This window comes from Lysinibacillus sp. UGB7 (assembly GCF_049058285.1).
GTDB classification, from domain to species: Bacteria; Bacillota; Bacilli; order Bacillales_A; family Planococcaceae; genus Lysinibacillus; species Lysinibacillus sphaericus_B.
Genome location: NZ_JBMGUV010000023.1, coordinates 22,432 through 35,850, shown reverse-complemented (window position 1 = coordinate 35,850; position 13,419 = coordinate 22,432). Strand labels below are relative to the sequence as shown.

The 13,419-nt window shown below is 37.3% G+C and carries 14 protein-coding genes; 10 read left to right on the top strand and 4 right to left on the bottom strand.

The window, feature by feature from the left end; all coding sequences use genetic code 11:
• Positions 1–60: 60 nt before the first annotated feature.
• Positions 61–873, top strand: a complete 813-nt coding sequence (locus ACOMCU_RS18850; RefSeq protein WP_421051041.1) for a hypothetical protein — start codon at positions 61–63, stop codon at positions 871–873.
• A gap of 45 nt (positions 874–918) precedes the next feature.
• On the opposite strand, the gene ACOMCU_RS18845 is transcribed toward ACOMCU_RS18850, so the two are convergent.
• Positions 919–1,713, bottom strand: coding sequence for an enoyl-CoA hydratase/isomerase family protein (locus tag ACOMCU_RS18845; protein ID WP_010859332.1), 795 nt, complete (start codon positions 1,711–1,713; stop codon positions 919–921).
• A 365-nt stretch (positions 1,714–2,078) separates the two neighbouring features.
• Between ACOMCU_RS18845 and ACOMCU_RS18840 the strand changes: the two genes are divergently transcribed.
• Entirely contained in the window at positions 2,079–2,954 is an 876-nt protein-coding gene (locus ACOMCU_RS18840; RefSeq protein WP_010859333.1) for a tyrosine-type recombinase/integrase, read from the top strand.
• A 142-nt stretch (positions 2,955–3,096) separates the two neighbouring features.
• Here ACOMCU_RS18840 and ACOMCU_RS18835 read toward each other — a convergent pair whose 3' ends face one another.
• From ACOMCU_RS18835 to ACOMCU_RS18825, 3 genes are all read right to left on the bottom strand, one after another.
• On the bottom strand, positions 3,097–3,951 hold the full coding sequence (locus ACOMCU_RS18835) for a transglutaminase family protein (RefSeq protein WP_010859334.1): 855 nt from the start codon (positions 3,949–3,951) through the stop codon (positions 3,097–3,099).
• 61 nt (positions 3,952–4,012) lie between these two features.
• The gene (locus tag ACOMCU_RS18830; RefSeq protein ID WP_010859335.1) at positions 4,013–4,978 is read right to left on the bottom strand and encodes an alpha-E domain-containing protein; all 966 of its coding nucleotides are present in this window, start codon (positions 4,976–4,978) and stop codon (positions 4,013–4,015) included.
• Entirely contained in the window at positions 4,932–6,419 is a 1,488-nt protein-coding gene (locus ACOMCU_RS18825; protein WP_010859336.1) for a circularly permuted type 2 ATP-grasp protein, read from the bottom strand. The genes ACOMCU_RS18830 and ACOMCU_RS18825 overlap by 47 nt, the downstream gene beginning before the upstream one ends.
• Positions 6,420–6,497: 78 nt before the next feature.
• Between ACOMCU_RS18825 and ACOMCU_RS18820 the strand changes: the two genes are divergently transcribed.
• The 8 genes from ACOMCU_RS18820 to arsC all read left to right on the top strand — a co-directional run bounded on the left by ACOMCU_RS18820 (position 6,498) and on the right by arsC (position 13,208).
• Complete coding sequence (locus ACOMCU_RS18820) at positions 6,498–6,920, top strand: hypothetical protein (protein ID WP_010859337.1); 423 nt, start codon at positions 6,498–6,500, stop codon at positions 6,918–6,920.
• Between the two features lie 323 nt (positions 6,921–7,243).
• Entirely contained in the window at positions 7,244–8,218 is a 975-nt protein-coding gene (locus tag ACOMCU_RS18815; protein WP_421051040.1) for a tyrosine recombinase XerC, read from the top strand.
• 121 nt (positions 8,219–8,339) lie between these two features.
• The gene (locus ACOMCU_RS18810; protein ID WP_010859339.1) at positions 8,340–8,489 is read left to right on the top strand and encodes a hypothetical protein; all 150 of its coding nucleotides are present in this window, start codon (positions 8,340–8,342) and stop codon (positions 8,487–8,489) included.
• 322 nt (positions 8,490–8,811) lie between these two features.
• Entirely contained in the window at positions 8,812–8,985 is a 174-nt protein-coding gene (locus ACOMCU_RS18805; RefSeq protein ID WP_010859340.1) for a hypothetical protein, read from the top strand.
• A gap of 334 nt (positions 8,986–9,319) precedes the next feature.
• Positions 9,320–11,026, top strand: coding sequence for a putative bifunctional diguanylate cyclase/phosphodiesterase (locus ACOMCU_RS18800; protein WP_421051039.1), 1,707 nt, complete (start codon positions 9,320–9,322; stop codon positions 11,024–11,026).
• 380 nt (positions 11,027–11,406) lie between these two features.
• On the top strand, positions 11,407–11,727 hold the full coding sequence (locus ACOMCU_RS18795) for an ArsR/SmtB family transcription factor (protein WP_010859342.1): 321 nt from the start codon (positions 11,407–11,409) through the stop codon (positions 11,725–11,727).
• Complete coding sequence (arsB, locus tag ACOMCU_RS18790; RefSeq protein WP_421051038.1) at positions 11,727–12,776, top strand: ACR3 family arsenite efflux transporter; 1,050 nt, start codon at positions 11,727–11,729, stop codon at positions 12,774–12,776. The genes ACOMCU_RS18795 and arsB overlap by 1 nt, the downstream gene beginning before the upstream one ends.
• Positions 12,777–12,788: 12 nt before the next feature.
• Positions 12,789–13,208 (top strand): arsenate reductase (thioredoxin), encoded by a 420-nt coding sequence (gene arsC / locus ACOMCU_RS18785; protein ID WP_421051037.1) that lies wholly within the window; start codon positions 12,789–12,791, stop codon positions 13,206–13,208.
• The last annotated feature ends 211 nt before the right edge of the window (positions 13,209–13,419 follow it).

Sequence of the window (13,419 nt, the reverse complement as noted above, 5' to 3'; positions counted from 1 at the left end):
AAACTAAAGGAAATGAAGAAATTCTGTTATCATATTGCTAAGAGAAGGGGGAGTGGTTACATGAAAGTTTGTTCGTTAAGTGGACCTAGTGGAACAGGAAAAAGTACAAGCGCCCTTGTTTTTGCTCATAAAATAGGGAGTAAGGCCATTATTGATGATGGTTTACTTATCGTAAATGGTCTCAAAGTAGCGGGCATATCCGCAAAATTTGAGAAAAATACAATAACAGCGGTCCGACGTGCCATTTTTTCCGATGACGCACATTGTGAGGAAGTGAAAAAAGCACTCGGTACATATAACGTTCAATCGATTTTGCTAATTGGTACGTCCGATAAAATGACGAAAAGTATTGCCAAACGATTAGCGCTTGGGCCAATTACCACGTATTACTATGTAGAGGATGTCCGTTCACAAAAAGAAATCCAAAAAGCACGCTTTATTCGAGAAACACAGGGGAAACATGTAATGCCCATACCATATCGTCAAGTGGAGCAAAATTTCTTTAAACGATTGGTTCAAAAAGGGAAAGAGATTTTCTCCCCAAAACGCGAAAAGATTGGTGAAACAACAATCGTTCGACCAGATTTTCAACAACAATATATCGCCATAGAAAAACAAGTGTATGTGCAACTAATCGATTATTGCTGTACACAACAAGAAATTGTGCATAAAGTGGAACAAGTGCAATTTTTGCTGGGAGAGCAGGCTAAAGCTAACATTACGTTGCAACTAAAGCTGCCAATTAATTATGCATTACCAGAGCGTCTGTATCATGTGCAAGAAGCGGTGCAAGCATCTTTTTATCAGCATTTTGGCTATGAACTCGATGCCATTCATCTTCATATTAAGTCAGTGATGTTAATGAGAAAGTAAAAACAGGTACTCTATTTGCCAAAAGGCGAGAAGAGTACCTGTTTTTTAGTTAGATTGACGCTTGAATTGTGGTTGGCGCTTTTCAACGAACGCAGCACAGCCTTCTGAAAAATCAGCTCCTACAAATGGTGTAGTACCTTGCCATAGTTGTGGCACACTATCTACACATTCTTGTACAGATTGCTTTACAGCAAGTAATGCTTGTGGAGACATGCCAGCGACTAGCTTCCCCATACGAATCATGTATTTATTCAAGTCTTTTTCAGCGACTAAATAATTTAACATGCCCAGCTTAAAGGCTTCTTCCGCTTTAAACATACGACCTGTGAATACGAGATCTTTCGTTGTAGAAGGGCCAACAAGTTGCACTAAGCGCTGAGCAAATTTGTTATTGAGGGTAATCCCCAATTTGCCCACTGGAATGCCTAATTTTGTTTTTTCAGAGCCAATGCGAATATCACAGGCTAAAGCTAGTTCCAAACCAGCACCCATCGCAGGTCCATTGATGACCCCGATTGTTGGAATGGGCAATCGTTCAATTGTTGAGATTGTTTTTTCCATATGTACAAACGCTTCTTCCGCTTGTTCAAGGGAAATGGAGTTGAATTCTTTAATATCAGAACCTGCTGTGAAGTTTTCTCCAGAACCCCGTAGGATAAGCACTTTATTTTTGGCATTATCTAATACTTGTAATGCAATCTTTGCTAATTGATCCCACATATTTGCCGTTAATGCATTTTTTGCCTGAGGACGATGGATTGTGATGATGGCAAGTCCAGCAGTTTCCTGATAGATAATTTTTGCATCTTCTGCTTCAAGTCGTGTCGTTCTTACTTGCATAATTGAATAGCCCCCTACATTAAGATAATACATTTATTATATAACACAAACGGCGATAAACACTAAATTATACGAATTTTCATATAAATCCAGCTTGTTATACAAGAATAGAGTGATACTGATGAAAATGTATTACAATAGCACAAGTATAATTTACTATTGTAATAAAGCAAAAGATATGAGAAACTCTTGTGGGAACGTTTGTTTCTTTATTGCGAAAGGGGCATTTCCTAGTAGAAGAGTCGACGACTACAATATTACAGATTATCCGACACTATAGTTATAATTATATACATTACACACACCTCAAGTTACTATGAAATAGAAAGAAAAATACCTGCACCAGCAAATAAGGAGGTATCTAGATGATCACATTAAGGGATGCTTGGGAAAGTTACTTATTATTATTAAGTTCTTTGAAGAAAAGTGCAGCAACGAAAAAGCAGTATAATTTAGATGGACAGCAATTTTTAGCATTTGCTAATGAGGAAAGCATCTTATATTTGGACAAACAATTCAAAGAATTATTATTTAAGTATAGTAGTTATCTAAAGGAAACATATCCAAATGTTAATACATACAATCATAAAATGGCTACACTTCGAAGTTTTGTAGAATTTGTATTTTTACGAGAGTGGGTTGAACCATTTGATTATGAAATGATTTTGCAACCTAAAAAGAGAGGGAAAGAGGCATTAAAGATACTGTCCAAAGAACAGTTAATCAAAATTATGGATGTATGGCCAACGTATTTTCAATATGCAAAAACAACGGAGCATGCATGGTTAGCAAGACGAAACGGCTGTATTGTCCAAATGTTACTGGAGACAGGGTGCAAACCAGCAGAGCTTGTACGCATGAAATGGACACAATTACATGCAGATGCGTCGCTAATCTATGTGTCGAACCAAAATGGCCGCAGAGAAATTCAACTTTCAACTATTCTAATTGAGATGTTAAAGCAATACAAAGAAGCAACTGCAGAAATTCATCAGGAGGAGGTTGGGGAATGGCTATGGGTAAGTGAAGCGAGCCAAACAAAATCCATTACAACAAAGACCGTGGAACGCATTTTTCAAACGATTTCAAAGGACATCGGGACAGCTGTTCGAGCAACCGATTTACGCTATACAGTTATGCAAAAGGCCTTGCAAAGTGAAAAAACAATCGAAAATATTCAACAAACAATGGGCTATGTCCGAAAGTGGGTATTAACTGAACGAGGTGGACGTTTTCAATAAAGCCTAGAAGGAAAAGTACGATCTGATGTGGTGGACTGTCAAAAGTTCGATTAGTTCAACTAAAAATCAGTGGGGATGAAGAAAACAATCCCTACTGATTGAAGTTTCACTTTTCGCTTTACACTAATTGCTGCATGCTATGTTACAAGTGATTTAAAGCTTTAACACTTACCTTGACTGATAAATCGTGTTTACCGCCAGTATAAACCCCTTCGACAGGGCTGATATCTGAGTAATCACGCCCGATGCATAAAATGATGTGATTTTCTAGTACTTCCACGTTGTTTGTTGGGTCTAAGCCAATCCACCCAATACCAGGAATCATCACTTCTACCCAAGCATGTGTAGCTATATCACCGATTAGACCAGAGTTTTCGTCAACGTATAAATAACCACTTACATAACGTGCGGGAATGCCTTTTGCACGTAAAACGGCAAGCATTACATGTGTGAAATCCTGACACACGCCTCGTTTTAAAATGAAAGCCTGACTTGCTGTGGTGGTTACGTTCGTTGCTTGTGGGTCATACTCAAATGTTGAATATATATATTGCATTAAATTAAGAGAAAATAATACCGGGTTTTCCGCATGACCAATTGCATGATAAACTTCCTCTAATTGTGCTTCAGTCATATAAGTAAAGCTAGTGGACTTTAAATAGGGTAAATAATGCTCATAAAAAAGTTGAGAATGGAATATTGTCTGCATCTCTGGTGAATATTGAATACGGTGAATAAATGGCGCTCTTTGAATACTAACTATAGATGTCGTCTGAATTTCTAGCTCCTGATGTTGCTCTGGGATATAAAAAGTTCCAACAGTATTGCCCCAAATATCTAAATGCTCGCGCGTGAGTGAAGAAGGTGTAATTGTAATACGATAGGTTAGTAATCGCTGCCGTTCATCGCTCCGAGGCTTTAAGCGGATTGTATTCAAACTTTGATCGACTTCAGACTCATATTGAAAAACATTTGTATGCTGAATTTCAAATTTCATAGTGTCCGCTTCCTTTTGATTACTGACTTGCATGTTGAAAGGGAGCTTTAAATTGTTTCTTTCAAGATTGTAGCCTGGGCTCATATAAATGATAAATTGTTGCAAATGTTTGACTAAAATCAGTACATTGCCACAATCTTTCCTCCATTGAAAAAATAGCTTCTTCTAATGTAATTGTCCATAAGTCTATATTTAGCATTGCCATTAATAAAGCTTTTAACGGATTATGGACTGCTAAAAATCGAGCGCTTTGATGGTCTTTTTCGATTTGCATAAAGGCATCTTCCAATTTTTTTAAACAAAACATGACGGAGCGCGGAAAATGTTCATCATGCAATAAATATTGAATGACACTAGCCAAGTTGGTTTGCCTGTGCTTTCGGAAGTAAGATTCTGTCGCTTTCGATAAATCCAGTAAAAATTCTCCGTCTGCTTCTTGTATGGAAGTAGTAAGCTGTTTTTGTTGCTCCAACATAATTAATACCATCCGAATCGTTTTTTCCGCCCGTTCAAGCCATTTTCCAACTTGAATAAAATAAAACGGTAATTCCCGTTCCATGGAACCTTCAATTAACCCTGTAACAGTCAAGGAGGTCTTCCGAACATTTTGTAAAAAATAATTAAGTGATATTAGCGGAAAAGGCTTTTCCCGTTCGATGATTTCTTGCTGCAAGTACAAATAAAAAGAATTTTGCAATTCCCAAAGCTCGATGGGGATACTATCTCGTGTTATGCGAGCATTTTCTCGAACTGCACGCAAGGTTACAAGAAGGGCATTGCTATTTTTTTCGGAAAAAAGCAGATATTCAATAAGTGGATTGACGCGTCTAGATTCATAATACGACATAAATTCTTCCTTTGATGCACAAATTTCTAATATGGCTTCCCAGTGATCGATATATTCATTTTCATTACCAGATTGCTCCAACATATTCAACAGCTGTACTTGTAATATATGTGCGTTCGTTTCTGTGCGTTCGCTATATCTTGCCATCCAATATAGTGCATCTGCTACTCGACTTAGCATGCTGCCATTCCTCCTTTAATATCCACGTATCCTTTGCGCCTCCACCTTGTGAAGAATTGACAACTAATGAACCTTCTTTTAGGGCAACGCGTGATAGACCACCCGGTAGTACATAAATGTCATCACCCTTCATGACATACACACGTAAATCAACATGGCAAGGATAGAATCGACCATCCTGATAAGCTGGGGCGCGTGACAATTGAATGGTTGGTTGAGCAATATATTGAGATGGATTTTCTAAAATTTTTTGCCGGAAAATAGCTAAATCCTCGTCACTAGCATGTGGACCGATCAGCATATCATAACCACCTGAGGCACTGACATTTTTAATAACAAGTTCGTGTAAATGATCGAGGACCCATGCTCGTTGCATATCATCATGTAGCAGATACGTTGTTACATTTTCTAATATTGGTTCCTCCTTTAAATAGTAACGGATCATATCAGGTACATATGTGTACATTGCCTTATCATCCGCTACACCATTACCTACAGCATTTAATATAGCAATATTACCGGCTTTATAGGCATCCATGATATGTGCTACACCTAATAACGAATCCTCACGGAATATTGCAGGGTCTAAAAAATCATCATCAATGCGGCGATAAATAATATCGATTTGTTCCAGCCCATGGATTGTCTTCATGTACACCTTGTCACCCTGTACAATTAAATCTCGCCCTTCTACAAGCGGAATATTCAGCTGTTGAGCTAAAAAGACGTGATCATAATAAGCCGAATTATACATGCCTGCTGTTAATAAGACAGCTTTAGGTTCAGCACTTGCCGCTAAATGACGGGGGCGATGCGCAAGGAGTGCTTTTTTCATAAACGCCATTTGTTTTTCAAGTGAAAGAATTGTATGCTTTGAGAAAAATTCAGGATACACTTCCTTCATGACATAGCGATTTTGAAATACATACGACATGCCAGAGGGATTACGCAAATTATCTTCTAATACTCTGTACACGCCATTTTCGTCGCGTATTAAATCGATGCCCGCTAAAAAAATGTGATTATCAATGGGTACTCGTACACCAAGCATTTCTTTAAAATAGTATGGATTGCTTTCTACGAGCCATTTCGGAATGACACCATCTTGTAGAATGAACTGTTCGTGATAGACATCATGTAAAAAACAATTCAAGGCTTCAACACGTTGTTGCATTCCCGCTTCGATTACTGTCCATTGCTGATGAGGAATAATGATCGGTACAAAATCGAAAGGCATTGTACGCTCTGTTCCACCTTGTGCACCATATACAGTAAAAGTAATACCTTGTCTAAGGAAGCTTGATTGGGCTTGTTGATTTTTCTCTTGTAGCTGTTCTTTTGAAAATGCACTTAACTTACGATGGAAGGACCGGTAATGTGGTTTAGGTTGATCTCCATCTAGCATTTCATCAAAAAACAAACCGGATTCGTACAATTTCATATAAGAATCGCCTCCAAATTTAAGTAGTAAGGAAAACGTGCTACACTTAGTAAGAAATACATAAAAGGAGCTAGTAAAATGACAATCATTAATCTAATGCAAGCATACGAGCTAGACAAACTTTCGAAGCTAGGTTTAACGGATGAGGAGATAGTACGCACTTTGCAATCTGGAGATGTAACAGTTTGGCAGGAAAAGGTACCTCAATTTGAATTTCATGAAACGCAAACTCTTTTTCAAGAGGGGGAACATTCGTTCCTTGATGCGTTGCATGGCAATTATCGTGTGAAGTATGTAACATTGCCAGGTATTCAACGTTTACTACAACTTCGCTTTCAACTAGAAGAAGGCGATGATTATCAATTATTAGAAACAGGCATTCAATATTTGTCCTGTAACGAGGAAATCGTGACAAAGCTACAACATATGCTATCAGCTAATTGGCATCTTTCGAAACATGTCGATGGAACCTATAGTATTTTTGTTAAATCATTAGGTTGAGCCAAATAATTCCACCTGCGTTATGAGACGATTCGACACGTATAGTTATCCATCTAGTTATTTTTCAAAGCGCCTCACAGCGTTTTTCCATCCTAGAGTTTAATATTCATATAGTTGGCTGTTTATGCTTAAAATCGATTTAATTTAATTAAAAACGTTAAAAAGATGATTATCTAGGGACTTAGTAAATCATCTTTTTTTTCGTAAAAAAATAGAACATTTGTTCCTTGTGGTTAAAAAGGGCACTTTTTTTGCAATAAAGTTCCCAAATTTATATTTGGGAGCGTTTTTCGTGGTAAAATGGAGCGTATAGAGGTGATTTTATGCAAAATACACAGCTCCCAAAAATAATGAAGGATTTCCTGGTGTACTTAACAACCATCAAAGGGAAATCCCAGCGAACGAGAAAGGAATATGAATACGATCTGACATTGTTTTTTCGTTTCCATATAGCCGTACAAAACGACATTGACACAACACAAATAGCTAAAATAAATATTGCTACCATTACAATAGAAGAAATCCGTGAAATTACACTGGAGGATCTGTATTTATTTATGGAGTATTGTGAAGTGCATCGTCAAAATTCCGCTGCTGCTAGAGCGCGAAAAGTGGCGACATTAAAATCGTTTTTTAAATACATTAAAGGAAAACGTCGTCTCATTGAGGAAAATCCAGCAGATGAATTAGAAACACCAAAAATAGCGCGCAGGAAACCAGTTTATATGAATATGGATGAGGCAAGTCAATTTATAGACGGCATTCAGCTAAATCGCGCTTCACCCCGAAACTATTGCATGATGATGTTTTTCTTGAATCTAGGTATTCGAGTAACAGAGCTTTGTCAGCTAAATCAATCATCGCTGCAAGGTAGATACCTAACAGTTATCGGCAAAGGTAATAAAGAGCGTACCGTGTATTTAAACGATAGTTGCATGCAGGCGCTTGCAGATTATGAGCAAAGTGGCAAGACAGTTTATAGGGGACAAGGTGATGAGCCTCTGTTTATATCTCAAAAGGGTACACGCTTTACACGACAAACAGTTGCAAAAATTGTGAAGCAAATTAACAAACAATCTGGGCTACAAAAAGAGAGACTGACACCTCATAAGTTACGCCATACATCCGCTACTATGATGTATAAGGCAGGGGCAGATATACGAAGCCTACAGCATATTCTGGGCCATTCAAGCGTTGCGACGACGCAAATATATACACATATTGAAGATGAAGAGTTGCAACAGGTACTTGAAAATAATCCGTTTAATATTGTGCGTGAAAGCGATAGTCGAATGTGACTATCGCTTTCATTTTTGAAAATTCCTATAAAATAATTGACGAATGAAACATTCTGTTATATATTAAATAGAAATAAAAACAACTGTTATAAAACAGTTTTAACCTAAGGAGGATTTTATTATGACAAAGTATCGTGATGGATATGAATTTTACTGTGAAATGTGTGAACGTTATGGTTTGGAGCCAATCTCCTTCCGCTATTATGTAATCCAACTATCTCAAGAACAGTTATCTGCATATAACATGCAAGCAAAGCAATTAGGCATCTAATTATTATTGCACTAAAGGATGTGGTTACTACGGAAGTCGACGCGAATATTTTATGAAAAGCCCAGCCATACTAATAGATATGGACTGGGCTTTTATATTTTTTATGAGAAATATCTGAAAATTTATTATTGACTTAGTAATAATTCTGTTATATATTATTTTTAAAATAATAATTTTGTTATAGTACAACATGACATGAAATTGAAATGTCACATCATGAAGTGCCAGCAGTGTGATTTACCAATCAATTTCTACTATTATGTGCAACGGTGATTAGAAGTCTACTACAGCGCAACGTTATTTATGAAAGGAAGTTATTAGGATGACAGACTATCGAAAAGGCTATGAATTTTACCGACAAATGAGTGAAAAACATGGCTTGGAGCCAATTAATTTTCACTATTATATTTTAAACTTATCGCAAGAACAATTAGATGCATATAATGATGAACAAGCAAAAGCTTTGGGAGGTGAAATTGAATATGATGTGTCTTAACTTGTGAAATGCCTTACTGCCAAACTGTGACAGTAAGGCATTTTCAAATGATAGGCTGTATATGATAAATAGCCTGATTTTTACATTGCAGTTAGTACTAAGGTAATTGTTTTTTTGGAATAATAGTATTTGTAAAGTAACTATTTTTTGTCTAATTTATAGAAATCTATGAAATGATGAAGATACAGATTTTAGATTTGGGTTGAATTAACTGCTTTTCTAAGACTATAATATAATTACATAAAAAAGGGCGATATACCACAACTTTATACCTCACTATATACATATAGCAAAAGTACCAAACCCATCTTATTTCAATGAACGGAGAATGAAAATGATGAATATCACGCCTGGTAGTATAAATCAAGTGAACTACAGCCTGAAGGAATTACAAGACATTTTTTCAGCAATGAACAGTTCAATCATTGTAGCGATTACAGACCGAACAGGGAGAATCACATTTGTTAATGATCATTTTTGTAAAATTTCTAAATATACGCGTGAAGAATTAATGGGCCAAGATCACCGGTTACTCAATTCAGGCTTCCATCCAAAGTCTTTCTTTAGAGAGATGTGGAAAACAATAGGAAAAGGGGAAATGTGGAATGGTGAGGTATGCAACCGTGCTAAAGATGGTAGCCTATACTGGGTTAAAACGACGATTATCCCTTTCCTAGATGATAATGGTAAACCCTATCAATATATCGCTATCCGAGTTGATATTACCGCACAAAAAGACATAAAAAAAATAACCCACATTGCTTATCACGATGAATTAACAGGACTGCCAAACCGTCGTAAGTTAGAACAGCGTTTAGAAAATGAATTCCATCAATCCCGACGTACGAGTGAGAAGTTTGCGTTATTTTTCATTGATGTGAATCGTTTTAAAAACATTAATGACGGCCTGGGTCACATCATCGGGGATATGTTCCTTGTGGAAATGGCAAACCGTTTACGAAATATCGATCACACTGCCAATTCCTTTTATCGTCACAATAGTGATGAATTTGTCATGATATTAAATGATGTCAATCGAATAGAAGAAAAGGCAAAGGAAATTATTAGTGTTTTCGATGAGAGCTTTATCGTGGATACGTATGAATTTTATGCCAGCATTAGTATTGGGATTAGTGTCTTTCCAGACCATGCAAACTCCATTGAAGAGCTGCTAAAAAATGCTGATATAGCGATGTATGCTGCAAAAACCACACGTGGTAATCAGTATCGCTTGTATCGCCCGAATATGGATGAGTCGAATGATAAATGGCTATTACTAGAAACAAAACTACACCAGGCGCTAAAAAAGGATATTTTAGAATTACATTATCAACCGAAAATTGATTTAAAGACTGATAAAGTAGTTGGTATGGAGGCATTGCTTCGCTGGTATGACCCTGAACTAGGACAAATGCCACCAGATCGTTTTATTCCGTTTGCTGAAGAATGTGGACTTATTAATGATATTGGCGTATGGGTATTAGAGAAAGCTTGTGCTCAAGCTTATACCTGGAATCAAAGCCACCGCTTAAACTTACGAGTAGCAGTGAATATTTCACCGATTCATATTAGTACGTTTGGCTTTGTTGATATGGTACGTGGCGTACTTGCAGAAACAAAAATAGATCCGCATACACTAGAAATCGAAATTACGGAAATGAGCATGCTGGATTACACCGAAGATCTAATTAACACGATAGAGCAGTTACGATCACTCGGAATCACCATTTCTTTGGATGATTTTGGGACAGGCTATTCATCGCTCAATTACTTAAAGAAATTCCCGGTTGATGTGCTAAAGATCGATCGTGCTTTTGTACGTGACATCGTACCTGAAAAATCAGGGATTGCAATGATTTCCGCTATGATTTCATTAGCACATGCGTTAAACCTAAAAGTTGTAGCTGAAGGTGTCGAGGAAGAAGCTGAATTAAAGGTGCTGCGTGAACATGGCTGTGATTTTGTTCAAGGCTATTACTTTAGCAAACCGTTGTCAGTGGAGGACTTCATGAATTCAATTTTAAATAGTGCATCAGTATAAATTAACTTAACCATGTGCGTTTTACAAAAGAAGCCTTCACTTTTTTTATCCCATTATGTGGACATAAAAGTAAAGGCTTTTTGTTGAGGGCACAAAAATAAGGCTAAAAAGATGGGTACATTTTCCAAAAAAATGTTGCCGAAGAGCATTCAGGTTTTCTAAAGCCTCCAAAACGGTAGGAGGCTTTTTTAGCATAGATTGAGGCCAATTAAGACCTTAAGAAAAGTATTTTTTTGCATAGGTACATGCCTATTGCAATTTAAAATGAGAAAATATAATATAAGTATATAGTTATATACGAATGTAATCACCTGTCTTTGGTTGGGGGATTTTATTTCAAACAATATATAAGTAAATGATTATATAAGGAGAGCAGATAAATGGAAAACACACGACTAGAAAAACAATTAAAAGCGACTGCAGATTTGAATCGTATTAAATTACTTGCATGCATGAAAAATGGGGAGGTTTGCGTATGTGATTTTGTGGATGTGCTAGGGATTTCACAACCAGCAGTTAGTCAGCATCTTCGAAAATTAAAGGAGGCAGGCATTATTACAGAACGCAAGGTTGGAACATGGAAACATTATCGTTTAGTGGAGGATCAAACGCCGCTGATGAAAGGTATTTTAGAACAAATTGAGCCGTTAACAGGATGCAATTGTGGCTCTGACTGTACACACATAGGGGAGGAAAATTAATGGGTAATGAATCTTTAACAAAACAGCTTTCGTTTTTAGATCGCTACTTAACGCTTTGGATTTTTGTTGCTATGGGTATTGGCGTTTTATTAAGTATTACCATGCCCACAATTGGCGAAGCATTAGAATCCATGTCTGTGGGTACAACATCCATACCGATTGCCATAGGGTTAATTGTTATGATGTATCCACCACTGGCAAAGGTTAAATATGAGGAAATGTGGCGTGTGTTTAAAGATTGGAAAGTACTTTTACTGTCACTTTTGCAAAACTGGCTACTTGGTCCGTTCTTAATGTTCTTTTTAGCGATACTCTTCTTGCATGATTATCCAGAGTATATGGCAGGACTCATTATGATTGGATTAGCTCGATGTATTGCCATGGTCATCGTGTGGAATGACCTAGCTCGTGGAGATCGAGAATATGTAGCTGGTCTAGTTGCCTTTAACTCCATTTTTCAGATTGTAACGTATTCGATTTTTGCCTACTTTTTCTTAAATGTTTTACCTGGTTGGTTTGGCTTAAAGAATTTCAATGTGTCCATTTCCATGTGGGAAATTACAAAGAGTGTCCTGATATACTTAGGGATACCATTTGCAGCCGGATTCTTAACCCGCTGGATAGGCATCAAAACAACAGGGAAACAGTGGTATGAGGAAAAACTCTTACCAAAGATTTCGCCACTAACTTTAATCGCACTGCTTTTCACCATTGTGATGATGTTTGCCTTAAAGGGTGAGCAACTAATCGAATTACCACTTGATGTTGTACGTATAGCGATTCCATTATTTATTTACTTTGTGGTGATGTTTGCAGTATCATTCTTCTCTTCTCGTAAAGCTGGAGCATCTTATCCTGTCACTGCAGCCCTTTCTTTTACAGCTGCTAGTAATAACTTTGAGTTAGCCATTGCTGTAACTGTTGGTGTTTTTGGACTTCATAGTGGGGTGGCGTTTGCCGCTGTAATTGGTCCACTTGTCGAAGTACCCGTTCTTATTGGACTTGTATGGGTTGCCTTACGCTGGCAGAAAAAATATTTTAAAAACTAAGGAGCACTCAATATGACATGCACACTTTATTTCTTATGTACTGGGAACTCTTGTCGTAGTCAAATGGCTGAAGGGTGGGCCAGAAAATTACTACCGAAAGATTGGACCGTAAAAAGCGCTGGCATTGTAGCACACGGCGTGAATCCGAATGCTATCAAAGCTATGGCAGAAGTAGGAATTGATATTTCGAATCATACATCTAATTTAACTGATTTTGAGACATTAAATAACGCAACGCTTGTTGTTACGCTATGTGGAGATGCGACTGCTCAATGTCCGATGACGCCACCGCACGTTCGTCGTGAGCACTGGGGGTTTGAAGATCCTGCGAAAGCACCTGGGACAGATGAAGAAAAGTGGGCGGTTTTCCAAAATGTACGCGATGCAATAGGAAAACGTATTGAACAATTCGTAGCTGAGGAGCTGACATAAATTGAAGGAAATTCATGTTCATGAGCCAGCAATGAGCCGCTCTACAGGCTTATGTGACCATCTACTGACACAGAACGAACGATTGTCTACTGTGAAATTCAGATATGTTCATCCATTCATAAAGCTTTTTCAATATTACGTCTAGCTTCATGCTAGACGAAAAAAATACTTTATATATAAGAGAATGCTTATATTGAAACTTTAAAGAAAA

What these genes read in the sequence shown, in the direction of transcription:
- ACOMCU_RS18850 (WP_421051041.1), top strand. Translation starts at nt 61, where the DNA reads ATGAAAGTTTGTTCGTTAAGTGGACCTAGTGGAACAGGAAAAAGTACA.
- ACOMCU_RS18845 (WP_010859332.1), bottom strand. Translation starts at nt 1,713, where the DNA reads ATGCAAGTAAGAACGACACGACTTGAAGCAGAAGATGCAAAAATTATC.
- ACOMCU_RS18840 (WP_010859333.1), top strand. Translation starts at nt 2,079, where the DNA reads ATGATCACATTAAGGGATGCTTGGGAAAGTTACTTATTATTATTAAGT.
- ACOMCU_RS18835 (WP_010859334.1), bottom strand. Translation starts at nt 3,951, where the DNA reads ATGAAATTTGAAATTCAGCATACAAATGTTTTTCAATATGAGTCTGAA.
- ACOMCU_RS18830 (WP_010859335.1), bottom strand. Translation starts at nt 4,978, where the DNA reads ATGCTAAGTCGAGTAGCAGATGCACTATATTGGATGGCAAGATATAGC.
- ACOMCU_RS18825 (WP_010859336.1), bottom strand. Translation starts at nt 6,419, where the DNA reads ATGAAATTGTACGAATCCGGTTTGTTTTTTGATGAAATGCTAGATGGA.
- ACOMCU_RS18820 (WP_010859337.1), top strand. Translation starts at nt 6,498, where the DNA reads ATGACAATCATTAATCTAATGCAAGCATACGAGCTAGACAAACTTTCG.
- ACOMCU_RS18815 (WP_421051040.1), top strand. Translation starts at nt 7,244, where the DNA reads ATGCAAAATACACAGCTCCCAAAAATAATGAAGGATTTCCTGGTGTAC.
- ACOMCU_RS18810 (WP_010859339.1), top strand. Translation starts at nt 8,340, where the DNA reads ATGACAAAGTATCGTGATGGATATGAATTTTACTGTGAAATGTGTGAA.
- ACOMCU_RS18805 (WP_010859340.1), top strand. Translation starts at nt 8,812, where the DNA reads ATGACAGACTATCGAAAAGGCTATGAATTTTACCGACAAATGAGTGAA.
- ACOMCU_RS18800 (WP_421051039.1), top strand. Translation starts at nt 9,320, where the DNA reads ATGATGAATATCACGCCTGGTAGTATAAATCAAGTGAACTACAGCCTG.
- ACOMCU_RS18795 (WP_010859342.1), top strand. Translation starts at nt 11,407, where the DNA reads ATGGAAAACACACGACTAGAAAAACAATTAAAAGCGACTGCAGATTTG.
- arsB (WP_421051038.1), top strand. Translation starts at nt 11,727, where the DNA reads ATGGGTAATGAATCTTTAACAAAACAGCTTTCGTTTTTAGATCGCTAC.
- arsC (WP_421051037.1), top strand. Translation starts at nt 12,789, where the DNA reads ATGACATGCACACTTTATTTCTTATGTACTGGGAACTCTTGTCGTAGT.